Annotated in this window: 13 protein-coding genes and 1 tRNA gene; 8 read left to right on the top strand and 6 right to left on the bottom strand. The window is 69.6% G+C overall.

Annotated features, from left to right (window positions below; translation table 11 throughout):
- Positions 1-11 precede the first annotated feature (11 nt).
- Positions 12-1859, bottom strand: a complete 1848-nt coding sequence (locus tag AB0L64_RS20245; RefSeq protein ID WP_363712094.1) for an alkyl sulfatase dimerization domain-containing protein — start codon at positions 1857-1859, stop codon at positions 12-14.
- Between the two features lie 416 nt (positions 1860-2275).
- Positions 2276-2349 (bottom strand) — tRNA-Arg (locus AB0L64_RS20250).
- A gap of 161 nt (positions 2350-2510) precedes the next feature.
- Here AB0L64_RS20250 and AB0L64_RS20255 point away from each other — a divergent pair.
- The gene (locus AB0L64_RS20255) at positions 2511-4121 is read left to right on the top strand and encodes a PrsW family intramembrane metalloprotease (RefSeq protein WP_363712096.1); all 1611 of its coding nucleotides are present in this window, start codon (positions 2511-2513) and stop codon (positions 4119-4121) included.
- Between the two features lie 1345 nt (positions 4122-5466).
- Positions 5467-6318, top strand: coding sequence for a hypothetical protein (locus AB0L64_RS20260; RefSeq protein ID WP_363712098.1), 852 nt, complete (start codon positions 5467-5469; stop codon positions 6316-6318).
- Between the two features lie 170 nt (positions 6319-6488).
- Here AB0L64_RS20260 and AB0L64_RS20265 read toward each other — a convergent pair whose 3' ends face one another.
- Positions 6489-6902, bottom strand: coding sequence for a hypothetical protein (locus AB0L64_RS20265; RefSeq protein ID WP_363712100.1), 414 nt, complete (start codon positions 6900-6902; stop codon positions 6489-6491).
- Positions 6903-7031: 129 nt separating this feature from the next.
- On the opposite strand from AB0L64_RS20265, the gene AB0L64_RS20270 reads away from it, so the two are divergent.
- Both AB0L64_RS20270 and AB0L64_RS20275 read left to right on the top strand, forming a co-directional pair.
- Positions 7032-8774, top strand: a complete 1743-nt coding sequence (locus tag AB0L64_RS20270; protein ID WP_363712102.1) for an ABC transporter — start codon at positions 7032-7034, stop codon at positions 8772-8774.
- Positions 8771-10450: a GTPase gene (locus tag AB0L64_RS20275; protein WP_363712104.1), complete on the top strand. Its 1680-nt coding sequence runs from the start codon at positions 8771-8773 to the stop codon at positions 10448-10450. Before AB0L64_RS20270 ends, AB0L64_RS20275 begins: the two co-directional genes overlap by 4 nt.
- Positions 10451-10539: 89 nt before the next feature.
- Here the strand turns inward: AB0L64_RS20275 and AB0L64_RS20280 are convergent, their stop codons facing one another.
- Positions 10540-11157: an SRPBCC family protein gene (locus tag AB0L64_RS20280; RefSeq protein WP_363712106.1), complete on the bottom strand. Its 618-nt coding sequence runs from the start codon at positions 11155-11157 to the stop codon at positions 10540-10542.
- A gap of 132 nt (positions 11158-11289) precedes the next feature.
- Positions 11290-11751 carry a single-stranded DNA-binding protein gene (locus tag AB0L64_RS20285; protein WP_363712108.1) on the bottom strand — a complete coding sequence of 154 codons (462 nt, stop codon included), beginning with the start codon at positions 11749-11751 and terminating at the stop codon, positions 11290-11292.
- 104 nt (positions 11752-11855) lie between these two features.
- On the opposite strand from AB0L64_RS20285, the gene ettA reads away from it, so the two are divergent.
- The 4 genes from ettA (at position 11856) to AB0L64_RS20305 (ending at position 15091) form a co-directional block, all read left to right on the top strand.
- Positions 11856-13538, top strand: coding sequence for an energy-dependent translational throttle protein EttA (gene ettA, locus AB0L64_RS20290; RefSeq protein WP_363712110.1), 1683 nt, complete (start codon positions 11856-11858; stop codon positions 13536-13538).
- A gap of 127 nt (positions 13539-13665) precedes the next feature.
- Positions 13666-13998 carry a metalloregulator ArsR/SmtB family transcription factor gene (locus tag AB0L64_RS20295; protein ID WP_359939317.1) on the top strand — a complete coding sequence of 111 codons (333 nt, stop codon included), beginning with the start codon at positions 13666-13668 and terminating at the stop codon, positions 13996-13998.
- Positions 13995-14474, top strand: coding sequence for an SRPBCC domain-containing protein (locus tag AB0L64_RS20300; RefSeq protein WP_363712112.1), 480 nt, complete (start codon positions 13995-13997; stop codon positions 14472-14474). Before AB0L64_RS20295 ends, AB0L64_RS20300 begins: the two co-directional genes overlap by 4 nt.
- On the top strand, positions 14471-15091 hold the full coding sequence (locus AB0L64_RS20305; RefSeq protein WP_363712114.1) for a dihydrofolate reductase family protein: 621 nt from the start codon (positions 14471-14473) through the stop codon (positions 15089-15091). Before AB0L64_RS20300 ends, AB0L64_RS20305 begins: the two co-directional genes overlap by 4 nt.
- Before the next feature lies 1 nt (position 15092).
- Here AB0L64_RS20305 and AB0L64_RS20310 read toward each other — a convergent pair whose 3' ends face one another.
- On the bottom strand, positions 15093-15806 hold the full coding sequence (locus tag AB0L64_RS20310) for a hypothetical protein (protein WP_363712116.1): 714 nt from the start codon (positions 15804-15806) through the stop codon (positions 15093-15095).
- Positions 15807-15831 lie beyond the last annotated feature (25 nt).

A 15831-nucleotide genomic window follows, 5' to 3' on the forward strand; every position in this document is an offset into this window, starting at 1 on the left:
GGCCTAGAGGTTCACGGGGTGACGATCGCGAAGGCGGGGTCGGGCTGGTCGGTGAGGCTGCTGATCTTGGTGAAAATCGTCGGATCGCCGTCGAACTGGACGTCGTCGCTGCCCGCACCGCCGAGCATGCGGAGCAGTTGCGGTTCGGTGAGCGTGATCACGAGGTCTGCGTCCTTGGTTCGGCTGGTCGGGTGGTGAGTGAGGACGCCGTTGGACAGTTCCATTCGGTAGCTGTCGCCGGTGTCGCTGAAGCGCCAGAGGATGGACGCCTTGAGATCCCACGCGCGTCGTCCGTCGACGCGGATCGCGAGGCTGTCGAACAGTTGGGTGACGGTGAGGGCACTTGCCATCCCGGCCGAGCTCACGGGGGCGGGTGCGACCGGACCATGAAGTTCTTGTGCGCCGGTGAGGAAGTTGTTGCGCCAGGTGCCGCATTCCGAACCGTGGCCCAGGCGGGTGAACACCTCGCCGAGCAGCGTCTTCGCGCCGGCGTGGGCCGGGTCGGCGAACACGGCGTGACTGGCGAGCTCGGCGGCGAAGCGGAGGTCTCCAGACTCGGCGAACTCGCGAGCTCGTTCCACGGTGGCCTCGACGCCCCCGATCACTTGGACGTAGCGGGCGGCCGCTGCCTCTGGCGGGTGCTGCCAGAGGTGGGCGGGGTTGCCGTCGTACCAGCCGAGGTAGCGCTGGTAGATCCCTTTGACGTTGTGGCTGACAGAGCCGTAGTAGCCGTGGGTGTGCCAGACCGCGTCCAGCTCAGGGGGCAGTTCGATCGTTTCGGCGATCTCGCTGCCGACATAGCCCTGGTTCATCAGTCGCAGCGTCTGGTCGTGCAGGAATGCGTACAGGTCACGTTGTTGCTTCATCAGCGTGACGATGTTGTCCGAGCCCCAGGTCGGCCAGTGGTGGGACGCGAACGCCACGTCGGAGTCGTCCCCGAACAGTTCGATGGCTTCGTTGATGTAGCGGGACCAGCCGCGCGCGTCACGTACCTCGGCACCGCGCAGCGTGAGCAGGTTGTGCAGGTTGTGGGTAACGTTCTCGGCCAGGCACAGGGCGCGCCGCTGCGGAAACTGAAAGTTCATCTCGGCCGGCGCTTCGGTGCCGGGCGTGAGCTGGAAGACGATCCGCACACCGTCGAGGGTCTCCTCCTGGCCGGTGCGCGTGATGTCAAGCGTGGGGGCGATCAATCCGACCGTGCCGGTCGAGGTGCCTGGACCGAGGCCGACTCCGAGGGTCCCGGTCGCGCTCACCGGCAGGCCCATTCCGGTGTGGTACAGCCCGCGACGAAGCATCGCCGTTCCGGCGTAGACGTTCTCCGACACCGCGTGCTCTAGGAACCCAGCCGGCCCCACGATCGGCACATCCGTGTCGGCATCCACCACGCCCAGGACACCGCCGAAATGATCGATGTGCGAATGTGTGTAGATCACCGCCTGTACCTGTCGATCGCCGCGGTGCTCGCGGTAGAGCGCGAGACCAGCAGCAGACACCTCGGCCGACACCGCAGGGTCGATCACGATCACCCCTGCGTCGCCTTCGACGATGGTCATGTTCGACAGCTCGATGCCGCGCAGCTGGTAGATGCCCTCCGTCACCTCGAACAGGCCCTGGATCGACGTCAGCTGACTCTGCCGCCACAGACTCGGATTCACCGTGTCAGGACACTGTCCGGACGTGGCCGCGGTATAGGCATCAGCGTCATAGACGACCCGGCCGTCGGCTGCTTTGATCACCCCTGGCTCCAGACGCGCCACCAAACCCCGCGTTGCGTTCTCGAAATCCGTACGGTCGCTCAGGTCTGCAGGCACAATCAGGCTCCCCTGGTCGTGGTGAACGCATCTGCCGCCACCCCACAATCGATCCAGGCGAATCGCCTCCCCCTCGGTGGATGAGCTCGGCCTGGGCCACCGGCGAAGCGGGCGCAACCGCGCGGACAGCCAACTTGGGGCCGCCCCGCCGGCACACCCAACGCAGCAGCGCACCACGCGCTCGGTACCTCGACCGATGGTCGTTGCCGCTAGCGCACAACGCCCGGCTCATGCCGGAAGCGAAGACTCGACGTCAAGGCTGTGGCTCGGCGTGAACGGAGTGCCCCGGTCCGAGAAGCGGGGCACCCGTCCCGTGTGGCGCCTTGGGTGGCAAGGCCGGACCACACGATGGGGGGACTTCAGTGTACTGCCCGCGACGGCCGGTCACCGGGTCGCGGCCGAATCCTGTTCCAGAGTCGAACCTGGGCAGACCCCGGTCCGGTATCTGCCCAGGTCACAGCTTGCGCGCCCGGCAGGATTCGAACCTGCGACCAACGGATTAGAAGTCCGACGCTCTATCCAGCTGAGCTACGGGCGCGTGGCACGGAAGAGTGTCTCAGATCTCCGGGTGATCTCGCCTCCGGGTTCCTGATCGTGCCGGTTCGCGGCGGGGCCGAAGTACAGGGTTGTCGTTCCATCCCGGTAACGCTGAGTGGGTGGTCCTGCCGCTGGATCTTGACCCCAACTAGGCTTCGGGGCATGAGTCACCCCTCACCAGGCCCGTCCGGCGCGCCGCAGCCCGCGGCGGGGTCGGCGTACTCACCCGGCGGACCGTACCCGCAGCCCAACGTGCTCGGGAGCCATCCCGTGCCCGGGCAGCGGCGCAACCGCGGCGTGCTGATCGGCATCGTGATCGCGGTCGTGTTCGCGATCGCCGGTCTGGTGATCTTCGGGATCGTGGCCAAGTCGACCGGCGCCGGCGGCTTCACCTGGGGCCTGGTGTTCGCGTTCGTCCCGGTCATCCCGGTGATCGCGCTCTACCTGTGGCTGGACCGGTACGAGCCCGAGCCCACGAAGTACATCGTCTTCGCGCTCTGCTGGGGCGCGTTCATCGCCACGCTGGTCGCGATCTTCATCAACACCGAGGTGTCGCACCGCCTGGCCGAGACCGGCGTCGGCGGCGACCGGTCCGCGGTCTTCGTCGCCCCGCCGGTGGAGGAGTTCGCCAAGGGCTCCGTGATCCTGCTGCTGGCGCTGGTCCGACGCAAGGAGTTCGACGGCATCATCGACGGCCTGGTGTACGCCGGCATGGTGGGCGTCGGCTTCGCCTTCACCGAGAACATCCTGTACTACGGCCGCGTCTTCAACACGCTCTCCGAGGAGGCCGGCAGCGACGCCGGCCTGCGCGGCGCGTTCGCGCTGTTCATTATCCGCGGCGTGATCTCGCCGTTCGCGCATCCGCTCTTCACGTCGTTCACCGCGATCGGCATCGGCGTCGCGATCCGGCACCGAAGTACCGCTGTACGGTATCTGGCCCCGGTCGTCGGGTACCTGGCCGCGGTCCTCGCGCACGCGGCCTGGAACGCGTCGGCGAGCTGGGCCGGCGGCGGGGGCTTCATCCTCGCGTACCTGTGCCTGATGGTGCCGCTGTTCATCTGCCTGGTCGTCTTCGCGCTGGTGATGCGGTCGCGGGAGGGGCAGATGATCGCCTCGCGGCTGTATGACTACGTCCGGTTCGGTTGGCTGGTGCCGCAGGACGTACCGCTGATCGCGACGCTGCGCGGGCGCAAGGCGCTCCGGCAGAACGCGCGCCGATACGGCTCCCAGGCGGAAGCCGCCGCGAAGGCCTTCCAGCACAACGCGACCGAGCTGGCGTACCTGCGCGACAAGATCGTCCGCCAGGTGATCGGCCCCGAGGCGCTGGAGACCGAGAAGTCGCTGCTCGACGAGCTCCGGGACCGGCGCCCGAGCGTCCCGTTCCCGCCGATGCCGGCGTTCGCTCAGGCCGCACCGCAGTACGCCGGTGCGCCCGGGTATCCCGGCGCGCCGATCCCGCCTGGTGGACCTGGGGGGCAGATGGGGCCTGGTGGACCTGGGGTGCAGGTGGGGCCGGGGGCACCTGGTGGGCCTGGTGCGCAGCCGGGGCTCGGCGGAGCAGGGCAGGGCGCGGGCGGAGCGGTGCCAGGAGTGGACGGCGCGGTGCCGGGCCAGGCGCCGTACCCGCGGCCGCAGGACGGATATCCGCCTGCTCAATCCGGGTATCCCTCCGGACAACCCGGTCACGGAACCGGTCAGCCTGGTTACCCACCGGGACCCCCTGGACGACAAGGACCGCCGGGAGGATACGGTCCGTATCCACCACCGCAGTGACTGCCACCCGTCCACGCCGCCAAACGGGGATGACGATGACTTTGCTTCTGCGCTGTCCGACCGGGCACTCTGTGCTCGTGGGCGGACGCCGTGGCTGACACCAGGTCAGCAGCTGGTGACGGTTCGGAACCGCGGGTTCCGAACCAGGATCAGCATGCCCAGGAGCTGGCGAACCTCATCGCCCAATCACCCCCCAAGCCCCGAGGCTTCTGGCGCCGCCGCCGCAAAAAGCCCACCGACGACCCCACCCCCTCCACGGCAACCACGCCGCCCGGAGACAGCTCAGCCACCGCCCAGCGAGGGGCTGACTCGGACCAGCCCCTGCCGGCCGCGACAGAGGCCCATCCGAGCCCCGACTCGTCCAGCGCCCAGCCGGCGGACGGCTCGGCGAGCGCTCAGCCCGGAGACACGACGGCCAGCACGCAGGAAAGGGCCGAATCAGGCGAGGCCCAGCCAGGATCGGCTAAGGCTCAGCCGGGTTCCGGCTCGACCAGCGCCCAGCCGACGGACGGCGCGGCGAACGCTCAGCCTGGAGACGTGGCGGCCGGCACGCAGCAAGGGGCCGACTCGGGCGAGGCGCAGCCAGGATCGGCTAAGGCTCAGCCGGGTTCCGGCTCAACCAGCGCTCAGCCTGGAGACGTGGCGGCCAGCGCCCGGCAAGGAGTTGGCGCGGGCGAGGCCCAGCCGGGATCGGCTGAGGCGCAGCCGGGCGAGGAGTCTGGTGCGGCCCAGCCGGGCGACGGCACCGCCGACGCCTCGGCGGACGCCCCAGTGGCCTCCGCAGCCGACGACGCCGCAGGCGTGTCAGCAGACGGCAAAGCTGCAGACACGCCCGCAGGGGCCCGCACGAGGGCAAAGGGGACAGCTGACGCCCCCGCCCGGGCTGATGCGTCCACCGACGCCAATCGAGGCGCGGCGGCCGCAGGGACCGGGCCCCAGGATGGAACTGCCGGGGAGACGTCTGCCGTGCAAGCCGACGCAAAGGACGCTTCCGCCGTGGAAACTGCGTCGGGCAACCCGGACGGCCAGGCATCAGCTGGGCTGACAGCCGCAGAAGGCGGCGACCCGGGCACGGCAGACCGCAAGGCCTCCGCAGGTTCGGCAACTGCTGGTACGACGACCGGCCGGACGGGCGGCCCATCTGGTACCTCGACCGCCGAGCAGGCCGCCGTACGTCCGGCAACCGCAGGCGAGCGCCCGCGCTCGGCGGTCGGTGTCGTGTACGAACCTGACGAGTCGCCGGACGGATTCCCTCTCGAGTACGGCAACATCATCATCGGCCTCCCCAAACAACCGGAGAAGGCCGACACCTCAGCTCACACGGCCCAGGCCGCCGACGGTGCCGATGAGCCGCACCCCCCGGAGGTCGCCGACGGCGTGCACCCCGCAGACCCTGCCGACGAGGCGGATCGTGCGGGCGACCGAGACGAAGCGAGCCCGGCGGACGGTAAGGGCGAGGGCGCCGGGACCGGCGACGCGGCTGAAGCTGGCGACGCGGCTGAAGCTGGCGACGCGGCTGAAGCTGGCGACCGGCCTGAAGCTGGCGACGCGGCTGAAGCTGGCGATGGGCCTGAAGCTGGGGACCGGGCTGGAGCTGGCGACGGGGCTGAAGTTGGCGACGCGGCCGAGGCTGGCGATGGGCCTGAAGCTGGGGGCCGGGCTGGAGCCGGCGGCGGGGCTGGAACTGGCGTGGCGGCTGGGACTGTCGGTGGTGCCGAGGGGGCGCCTGACACTCAGGGCGACGTACAGGGCGATGGAGCGGTGGAGGCGCCCGCAGCGGCTGCCGATGACGGCGAGGCTGGCGACGGGGCTGCGGAGGCTGCGGATGAGCAGTCCGTGGAAGACGCGGCCGAGGGTGGCAATGCGTACGGCAAGGCGGCTGGAGGCGGCGAGGCGGATGCCTCAGCCGGCCCGGTGGTCGAGGGGTCCGACGCGGGTACTGAGGCTGTTGCGAACGTCGGGGCTGGTGCGGGCGTTGCTGACAGCGCGGATGTGGCTGCAGGGGGCGCTGGGGCGGCTGCTGATGAGCCTGCTGGTCAGTCGGATGAGTCTGCGGGTGCTGAGCGGGCCGATGGGTCGGCGGGCAGCGCCGGCGTGGATGGCCCTGGCGACGAGTCGATCGATTCCTCGGCGGCGGACGGCGGCGAAGAGGCTGCTGCTGACGGAGCCGCGGCAGATGGCGCTGACGAGTCTCTAGACGGATCTCCCGGCGGTCACGGCGCGGGTGCGTCGGGGCATGGCTCGGCTGATGACGCTGCTGCTGAGGAGGGCGGTACGGCCGCCGATGGCGAGGCTGGCGCTGTCGGGGACGGCGCTGGAGACGAGCCGGTTGTTCCGGTCGGCGAGGCGGGTGCGGCCGGGGATGGCTCACCGGATGACGCTGCCGCTGGGGAGGGCGGGACGGCTGAAGACGGTGATGTCGAGGGCGGCGCTGCTGGGGACAGCGCTGGAGATGAGCCAGCTGATCCCGCCGGCGAGGGCGCGGTCGTCGACGAGGCGGATGCGGCGGGCGATGGCTCGGCTGATGGTGGCGCCGTTGCGGCTGCTGAGGACGATGCGGCTGACGGCGCTGTTGCCGAGGGTCATGCGGCTAAGGGGCATGTGGCTGAGGGTGACGCTCCCGAGGGCGACGCGCCCGAGGCTGATCCGGCCAGGGGTGGTGCTGCTGAGGGTGTCGCGGCTGAGGGCGACGCGGCTGAAGGTGAAGCGGCCCAGGGTGACGCGGCTGAAGGCGACGCGGCCCAGGGTGACGCGGCTGAAGGTGACGCTGTCGAGGGTCACTCGGCCGAGGGGGACGTGGCTGCGGCTGCGAGAGGTGTTGGTGAGGGGGACGGGGCCGAAGGGGCTTCCAGTGACGGTTCTGAGGGGCGGGATGAGCCGGAGCTGACTGGGGAGGAGTTGGCTCGGCGGTTGGCGGCTGAGCAGGCTGCTATGGCGCTTATTACGGCGCTGATGAAGCTGCGGGGGGTGCTGGCGGGGAGTCAGTTGCCGTTGGAGGTTGTGGGGGCTGACGAGGCTAGGCAGCAGCAGAAGGCGATGCTGGATCAGCTCGACGACTACTTGTTGCCTCGGTTGGTGCAGCTCGAGGCTCCGATTCTGGCTGTGGTTGGTGGGTCGACCGGCGCCGGTAAGTCGACGCTGGTGAACACGGTGATCGGCAAGGTCGTGAGCGAGCCGGGCGTGCTGCGGCCGACGACGCGGTCGCCGGTGCTGATTCATCACCCGGCTGATGCCGACTGGTTCGTGGGGGACCGGGTGTTGCCGGGGATGGCTCGGACCAGTTCGGACGAGCCGGGTGGCATGGAGGACGCGGGGCAGTTGCGGCTGGTGGAGGCCGACACCGTGCCGCGGGGCCTGGCGATCCTGGACGCGCCGGACATCGACTCGGTCGTCGAGACGAACCGTGATCTCGCGACCCAGCTGCTCGCGGCGGCGGATCTTTGGTTGTTCGTGACCACTGCGGCCCGGTACTCCGACGCGGTGCCGTGGGAGTTTCTGCAGAGCGCGTCGGATCGCAGTACGGCGGTCGCGGTCGTGCTCGACCGGGCGCCGAGCGAGACGATCGACGACATCACCGGCCACCTCGCGCAGATGCTGCTCGAGCGCGGGCTCGGGGAGTCGCCGCTGTTCTCGATCCAGGAGACTGTTGTCGATGGCAACGGAATGTTGCCGCAGCCGGCCGTTGCCTCGATCAAGGACTGGCTGGCGGACCTGGCCGCTGACGCCGAGGCGCGGGCGGCGGTCGTGCGCCGTACGCTGCAGGGCGCGGTCAGTGCGATGGTGAAGAAGACCGCGCCGTTCGCGGAGGCGGTGAAGGCGCAGGCCGACACCGCGGTGGAGCTGCGGTCCTCGGCGGAGTCGGCATTCGACCAGGGCGTCAAGGACATCGCGAAGGCGTGCCAGGACGGGACGCTGTTGCGGGGCGAGGTGCTGGCCCGGTGGCAGGAGTTCGTCGGGACCGGCGAGCTGCTGAAGGGTCTGCAGTCCAATGCCGGCCGGTTGCGGGATCGGTTGAAGAGCTCGCTCGGCAACAAGCCGGCGGAGACCCGTGACGTCAGCGACGCGATCCAGTCCGGTCTGGAGTCGTTGCTGGGCGAGCATGCGACAGCTGCCGCCGAGCGCGCGGAGAAGGTGTGGCAGGCAACTGCTCCCGGTCGCCAGCTCCTGGCCGCCGCCGAGGCGAATGATGCCGAGGGCAACAGTGGGCAGTCGCTGGGCGTGGTGTCGGAGGACTTCGCGGCCGCTGCGAGCCGGGCGGTCCGGGAGTGGCAGACCTTCGTCCTCGAGCTGGTCCGCAAGGAAGGCGCGGACAAGAAGTCGACGGCACGGATCCTGGAGTACGGCGTCAACGGGCTGGGCCTCTCGCTCATGGTGGTGGTGTTCGCCAGCGGCGCAGGCATTCCGAAGGGTGCCGAGGCCAGCGCCGGCGCGGGCAGTGCGGTCGTCGGGAAGCGGCTGCTGGAGGCAGTTTTCGGCGACAAGGCCGTTCAGGGCATGGTGGACAAGGCACGCGAGGAGCTGGACGGTAAGGTTCATGCCCTGATGGATGCCGAATTCGCCCGGTATCTGGCTGTCCTCGACCAGCATCCGGTCGACGCCGAGACGGCCAGGCAACTCACCGAGGCCGCGCGCGCGGTGGAGGACTGCACGTGACGGAAACAGTGGATACGGTCGAGACCCCGGTGCGGGCCGAGACCGATGTCCTGAAGAAGATCGACGCACTCGAGGCGGCCGCGGAGGCCGGCGACGGCCGGCTCGACCCCGTGGTGCTCACCGAGGCCGGGCAGATCGTCGACCGGGCCGCGCAGCGCCTGCGGATGTCGGGCGACCTGACGGTGGTCGCGCTCGCGGGCGCGACCGGCTCGGGGAAGTCGTCGCTGTTCAATGCGCTGACCGGGCTCGACCTGGCCGCGATCGGAACCCGGCGGCCGACGAGCTCGATGCCGCTGGCCTGTGTCTGGGGTGACGAGCCGGCCGGTGAGGTGCTGACCTGGCTGGGCATCCCGCGCCGGCACCAGGTGCAGCACCGCAGCTCGCTCGAGGAAGCCCATTCCGAAGACCTCGACGGTCTGGTGCTGCTGGACCTCCCCGACCACGACTCGACCGAGGTCGAGCACCGGCTGATCGTCGACCGGCTGGTGGAGCTCGTCGACCTGCTCGTATGGGTGGTGGACCCGCAGAAGTACGCCGACGCGGCGCTGCACAACCGGTACATCAAGCCGTTCGCCTCGCATTCCCCGGTGATGGTGTTCGCGCTGAACCACATCGACAAGCTGACGCCCGACCAGCGGACGAGCTGCCTCGAGGACCTGGACCGGTTGCTGAAGTCGGACGGCCTCAAGTCGCCGACCGTCGTCGCCACGTCGGCCACCAGCGGCGACGGTCTGGAAGAAGTCCGTTCGCTGCTGGTCAAGCGGGTCAGCAACAAGCGCTCCGCGCGGGAGCGGCTCGCGGCCGACGTCGATCGGGTCGCGGACCGGATGGCGAGCCAGTGCGGCAACGCCAAGACGCCGGAGATCGCCGAGGCCGATGTCACCGAGCTCGTCGACGCGCTCGCGGACGCGAGTGGGCTGTCCGTCGTATCGGACGCCGTACGGCGCTCCTACCTGCAGCGGGCGCGGGCGGCGACCGGGTGGCCGTTGACCAAGTGGCTCGGGCGGTTCCGTCCGGATCCGTTGCGGCGGCTGCACGGCGACCAGGTCTCGCGCGAGCAGGGCAAGGCGCTGCGCAAGTCCGCGGCGAGCGAGGTCGCGATCGCGCGCTCTTCGTTGCCTGCGGCAACGCCAGTGCAGCGGGCGCGGATGGATGCCGCGGTCCGGACGATCACGAACAAGGCCGCCGAGGGCCTGTCGCGCCCGTGGGCGGACTCCGTGCGTACGGCGATCCGGCGGCGCGAGGAGTCGCTCGGAGACGAACTCGACCAGGCGGTCGCGCGGACCGATCTGGGTGTGTCCGGCAACCCCGGGTGGTGGGGTTTCGCCAGGGTCGTGCAGTGGTTGCTGTTCCTGGTCACGCTCGGCGGCGCCGCGTGGCTGATCGCCTTGCTGGTGGCGCGGATCGCCAACCGGAACGATCCGCCGCTGCCGGAATGGAACGGCATTCCCTACGCGTGGATCATGCTGGTCGGTGGTGCCGTCCTTGGAGTGGCGCTCTCGTTCGTCTGCCGGGTGTTCGCCACGAACGGCGCGCTGCGGCGCTCCCGGCAGGTGGCGACGGCGCTTCGCGCCGAGCTGGTGAACGTTGCCGACAGCCACGTTGTGGCGCCGGCGCGCGAGGAGCTCGCGGCGTACGCGAAGTGCCGGGACAGCGTCGCCGCTGCCCGCGGATAGTCCGCCGCCCGTCGGTGGTTCTGCCGGCGGGCAGGCGGTGCTCGACCGCCGCGCCTCGCGGATGAGACGACGCGCGGCGGCGAGGGCGATCAGAGCTCGGCGTCTGGCGCGTACTGCGACAGGGAGATCTTGGCGGCGTTGAGGAGATCCTCCTCGGCCGTGGTGCCGGACGTCCGGATCGCCTCGATCCAGGCGCGGACGGACTGCTCGTTGTAGTCGACGACCTCGGGAGAGTTGGCCATCTCGACCGGGTCGGCGTCGGCCGGGAGCTCGCCGGTGACGTAGAGGGCGAGGCCGAGCAGGCCGCCGTCCCAGCCCGGCCCGACCCAGAGCGCGCCGGAGCCGCCGGGCGCCGGGGCCTCGCCCATCGAGTGCTCCAGCTCGAGCTCCGTGGAGGAGTCCGCGCCGGGCAGCAGCCGGAGCTCCAGCAGGCTGGTCGGGCCGCCGAAGGTCACCTTGAACCTCTTCGGCGGATCGCACTCCAGGATGTCGCCGCCGGCGTTGCCCTCCAGCTGGAACGAGCCGCCGACCTTCAGGTCGCCGCTGACCGGCATGAACCAGCGCCGCATCCGCTCCGGATCCGTCAGGGCGTCCCACACCTCGGCCGGCTCGGCCCGGTAGGAACGGCGCATCAGCACCGTCACGGTCTCCCCGGTGCGGCTGACCTCGCGCTGGACCGCGTTGATGTGCTCGAGGATGTCGATCACGGGTGGTTCCCTCTCCTAAGGATGTCTGGAGAGCACCACAATGCCGGGATTCACTTATATAAGTCAACACTGACCTATGGGGTTCGGCGGCGTCGCTGACCTTCGCTGCGAGGGCGCTGCGAGTCGTCGAGCTCATGCGGCGTCCGCTGCCAGCGGGAGCGAGGCGGTGGAGTATTCGTCGGCGGGGAACGGGGTGGCGGTGACTTCAGGCGTGGAGGCTTCCGAGCGGGGCGCGGATTTGGTGTAGCTGGTGGTGCCTCGGTTCAGGTCGTGGCCGATGGCGAAGGCTTCCAGGACCAGGCGGCTGCGAGGCTCACCGTTGTCGTCCTTCCACTCGTGGGTGCGGAGTTTGCCGGCGACGATGACCGGTTGGCCCAGCTGCACCGAGTCGGCGGTGTTCTGCGCCAGTTGGCGCCAGCACTCGACCTGGAACCAGGTGGTGGTCTTGTCGATGAAGTAGCCGAGGTTCTTGTCGAACTGTCTCGGGGTGGATGCGAGCCGGAACGACAGGTGGGGGGAGTGGCCGCGCTCCTTGAGGTCAGGATCGCTGCCGACGCGGCCGAAGACTGTCACATAGGTTTCGTTGAGGCTCATGGGATCGCCTTCCGTGAAGAGTTCTGTCGACGGAGAAGATGCACCGATCGGGGCCGGGTCGGGCGGGGAAAGTCGGAGCCTGTGGATGACATAGGCTCTGGGGTATGGCGGAATTCATCTACACGCTTCGCAACGTCCGGAAGGCGCACGGCGACAAGGTCGTTCTCGACAATGTGACGCTGAACTTCCTGACCGGGGCGAAGATCGGCGTGGTCGGGCCGAACGGCACCGGTAAGTCCTCGCTGTTCAAGATCATGGCGGGGCTCGACCAGCCCTCCAACGGTGAGGCTCGGCTGGCCGAGGACGCGACGGTCGGGATCCTGCTGCAGGAGCCGCCGTTGACCGAGGGCAAGACCGTGCTGGAGAACGTCCAGGAAGGGGTCGGCGACACCAAGCAGAAGCTGGACCGCTTCAACGAGATCTCCGCCGAGCTGGCCGATCCGGACGCTGACTACGACACGCTGCTCGCCGAGATGGGCGACCTGCAGACGGAGCTCGACCACCGCAACGCCTGGGACATCGACGCGCAGCTGGAGCAGGCGATGGACGCGCTGCGCTGCCCGCCGCCGGATGCGATCGTCGACAAGCTGTCAGGTGGTGAGCGCCGCCGGGTCGCGCTCTGCAAGCTGCTGCTGCAGCAGCCGGACCTGCTGCTGCTCGACGAGCCCACCAACCACCTGGACGCCGAGTCCGTGCTGTGGCTCGAGCAGCACCTGCAGAAGTATCCGGGCGCCGTCATGGCGATCACCCACGACCGGTACTTCCTGGACAACGTCGCCGAGTGGATCCTCGAGCTCGACCGCGGCCGCACGTACGGGTACGAGGGGAACTACTCGAAGTACCTGGAGACCAAGAAGCAGCGCCTCGTCGTCGAGGGTCAGAAGGACGCCAAGCGGCAGAAGATCCTGGAGCGCGAGCTCGAGTGGGTCCGGTCGAACGCGAAGGCCCGGCAGACCAAGAGCAAGGCCCGGCTCGCGCGGTACGAGGAGCTCGCCGCCGAGGCCGAGCGGAACCGCAAGCTCGACATCGACGAGATCAACATCCCGCCGGGCCCACGCCTGGGCAGCACCGTGCTCGAGGTGAACAAGCTGGAGAAGGGCTTCGGCGACCGCAAGCTGATCGACGGCCTGAGCTTCAGCCTCCCGCGGGCCGGCATCGTCGGTATCGTCGGGCCGAACGGCGTCGGCAAGTCGACGCTGTTCCGGATGATCGTCGGCGAGGAGCAGCCGGACGCGGGCTCGCTGAAGCTCGGCGAGACCGTGAAGATCTCGTACGTCGACCAGTCGCGCGGCGGCCTGGACCCGAAGAAGACGGTCTGGCAGCAGGTGTCCGACGAGCTCGACTTCATCAAGGTCGCGAACTTCGAGATGCCGAGCCGGGCGTACGTCGCCTCGTTCGGGTTCAAGGGCCCGGACCAGCAGAAGCCGACCGGCGTCCTGTCCGGCGGTGAGCGGAACCGGCTGAACCTGGCGCTGACGCTGAAGATGGGCGGCAACCTGCTGCTCCTCGACGAGCCGACCAACGACCTGGACGTCGAGACCCTGCAGTCGCTCGAGGACGCCCTGCTGGAGTTCCCGGGCTGTGCGGTGGTCGTGTCCCACGACCGGTGGTTCCTGGACCGGGTGGCGACGCACATCCTGGCCTGGGAGGGCAGCGACGACGACCCGGCCAACTGGTTCTGGTTCGAGGGCAACTTCGCGGCCTACGAGGCGAACAAGATCGAGCGTCTCGGCCCGGAGGCGGCGCGGCCGCACCGCGTCACCCACCGCAAGCTCACCCGCGAGTAACGCGAACAGCCCGAAGAGGCATCGGCCGACCCGAAGGGCCCCGCTCCGCATCAGGAGCCGGGGCCCTTCGCGCGTTCCAACACTTAGCCCTTGCGCTAACTATCGAGCCGCGGCAATACTTAGCCTCATGGCACAGTATTCGGAGCAGGTCGACGGTGTCTTCGTTGCGCTCGCCGATCCGACGCGGCGCAGCGTCATCCGGCGGCTGGGGCGGGGACCGACGAGCGTGGGCGAGCTCGCGGCGGAGTTCCCCATCACGTTGCCGTCGTTCATGAAGCACGTCCGGACGCTCGAGTCGAACGGGCTGATCCGCACCGTGAAGACCGGCCGGGTGCGCACGTGCGTGCTCAACCGGGAGCGGCTGGAGTTGGTGGACGGCTGGCTCGCCGAGCAGCGGCGGATCTGGGAGGAGCGCACCGACCGGCTGGAGCGTTTCGTCATCGAGGAGGAGGAATCGTGAGTCGTACAGGGTTCGATCCGGAGCTGGACCTGATGGTGGAGCGGGTGATCCGCGCGCCCCGCAAGGCCCTGTGGCGGGCCTGGACCGATCCGCGACGCTTCGAGCAGTGGTGGGTGCCGGCTCCGGCGCTCTGCCGGGTCGAGCGGCTGGAGATGCGGCCGGGCGGGGCGATCGTCACGCGGCTCAGCGAGGACGGCAGCGACTTCGTACCGCATCTCGAGGCGGTCGTCCTGGTGGCCGACGAGCTCGAGCGGATCGCCTTCACGAACGCGATCGACAGCACCTGGCGCCCGGCGGATCCGCAGCCGATCGCGATGACGGCCGAGGTGCTCCTGGACGACCACCCGGACGGTACGGCGTACCGGATGATCGCCCGGCACGGGGACCCGGCGACTCGCGGCCGGCACGCGGAAATGGGGTTCGCGGACGGATGGGGAACGGTCACCGAGCAGCTGGCGAAGTTGGTGGAGCGATGAAGCTCGTACTGACGGAGTTCGTGACGCTCGACGGCGTCAGCCAGGGGCCGGGCTCGCCGACCGAGGACACGACCGACGGCTTCACCCGCGGCGGCTGGCTCGTGCCGTACATCGACGAGCTCTTCGTACGCCGGACGGCCGAATGGCTCGAACGCGCCGGCGGGCTGCTCCTGGGGCGGCGCACGTACGACGCGTTCGCGCGCGACTGGCCGCAGGTCACCGACCCCGACGATCCGTACACCGAGCGGATGAACTCGCTACCGAAGTACGTCGTGACCAGCACGCGCACCGCGGGCACCTGGCATCCGACGACGGTGCTGACCGGCCTCGACGACGTCGGCGAGCTGAAGCGGCAGCCAGGCGGCGAGCTGCAGATCCACGGCAGCGCACGGCTCGGGTACGCGCTGTTGAAGGCGGGGCTGGTCGACCTGGTGCGGCTGGTCGTCGCGCCGACTGTGCTCGGCGCCGGAAGGCGGCTGTTCGAGCAGCCGGGTGACGGGGCAGGGCTGAGACTTCAGGCACAGGAGGCGACGCCGAGCGGACTCATGCTGCTCGAGTACGAGGCGGTCGGCGCCGCCCCGGTGGGGGAGTACGAAGGCGTCACGGCGTACGTCTGACTCAGCCCTCGCCGCCGAAGTCGTGGCCGGTGGGGCCTTCGAGATGTCCCCAGCCAAAGGACCTGCCGGGGTTCGGCTCGAAGCCGGCGAACGGGATGAAGTTCATGCCGGCGGTGGCCGCGAAGTACCCCTGGCCGTACGGCATCACGGCTGCGCCCGCCTCCCAGTACGGGACCTCGCGGCTGCCGTACTTGACGTAGCGAACCTTCGGCTGGTCACCTTCGCCGATCCGGGCAGCATCCTGGGCACAGGCCGGTACGGTCCGGGTGCCGTACTTCGGCTGGGTCCAGACGATGTCGGTCGTCGACGGACCGTGCTGCGGGTTGAAGAAGCACGGAACCCGGCGCTCCGGCACCGGTTCGCCGCGCATCCGCGCCTGGACGCAGACGATCGCGTAGCGACCGGTCGCCAGCGTGTCGGCGACGGAGCTGATGCCGTCGGCGGCCCGGATGCGCGTGACTGCCCGCTGTGCCGCCTCGTACGCGTCGAGTGCGACCTGGTAGTCCGCCCGCGCGTCCGGGTCGAGCGGATGCCCTTCCACTTGCGTGTCCAGCCGCCGCAGCTCCTCGCCGAGCAGCGTCACGTCCTCGTCGGCAAGCTTGCGGATCTGCTCCAGTTCCTCGGCGTCACCGCGCTGCGCGGCTCGCCGGTCCCAGAAGTACCGGCCCGCGAGTGCCAAACTCCCGCCCCCCAACGCGGCCAGAAACCACCACATCTTCCGAAGGTAACGCCGGTGGCCG

The organism is Kribbella sp. NPDC051936 (assembly GCF_040680955.1).
Taxonomy (GTDB): Bacteria; Actinomycetota; Actinomycetes; order Propionibacteriales; family Kribbellaceae; genus Kribbella.

Excerpts from the sequence above, each read along its gene's own strand:
- AB0L64_RS20255 (WP_363712096.1), top strand. The coding sequence starts at position 2,511 with ATGAGTCACCCCTCACCAGGCCCGTCCGGCGCGCCGCAGCCCGCGGCG.
- AB0L64_RS20260 (WP_363712098.1), top strand. The coding sequence starts at position 5,467 with ATGAGCCGCACCCCCCGGAGGTCGCCGACGGCGTGCACCCCGCAGACC.
- AB0L64_RS20285 (WP_363712108.1), bottom strand. The coding sequence starts at position 11,751 with ATGAGCCTCAACGAAACCTATGTGACAGTCTTCGGCCGCGTCGGCAGC.
- ettA (WP_363712110.1), top strand. The coding sequence starts at position 11,856 with ATGGCGGAATTCATCTACACGCTTCGCAACGTCCGGAAGGCGCACGGC.
- AB0L64_RS20295 (WP_359939317.1), top strand. The coding sequence starts at position 13,666 with ATGGCACAGTATTCGGAGCAGGTCGACGGTGTCTTCGTTGCGCTCGCC.
- AB0L64_RS20305 (WP_363712114.1), top strand. The coding sequence starts at position 14,471 with ATGAAGCTCGTACTGACGGAGTTCGTGACGCTCGACGGCGTCAGCCAG.
- AB0L64_RS20310 (WP_363712116.1), bottom strand. The coding sequence starts at position 15,806 with ATGTGGTGGTTTCTGGCCGCGTTGGGGGGCGGGAGTTTGGCACTCGCG.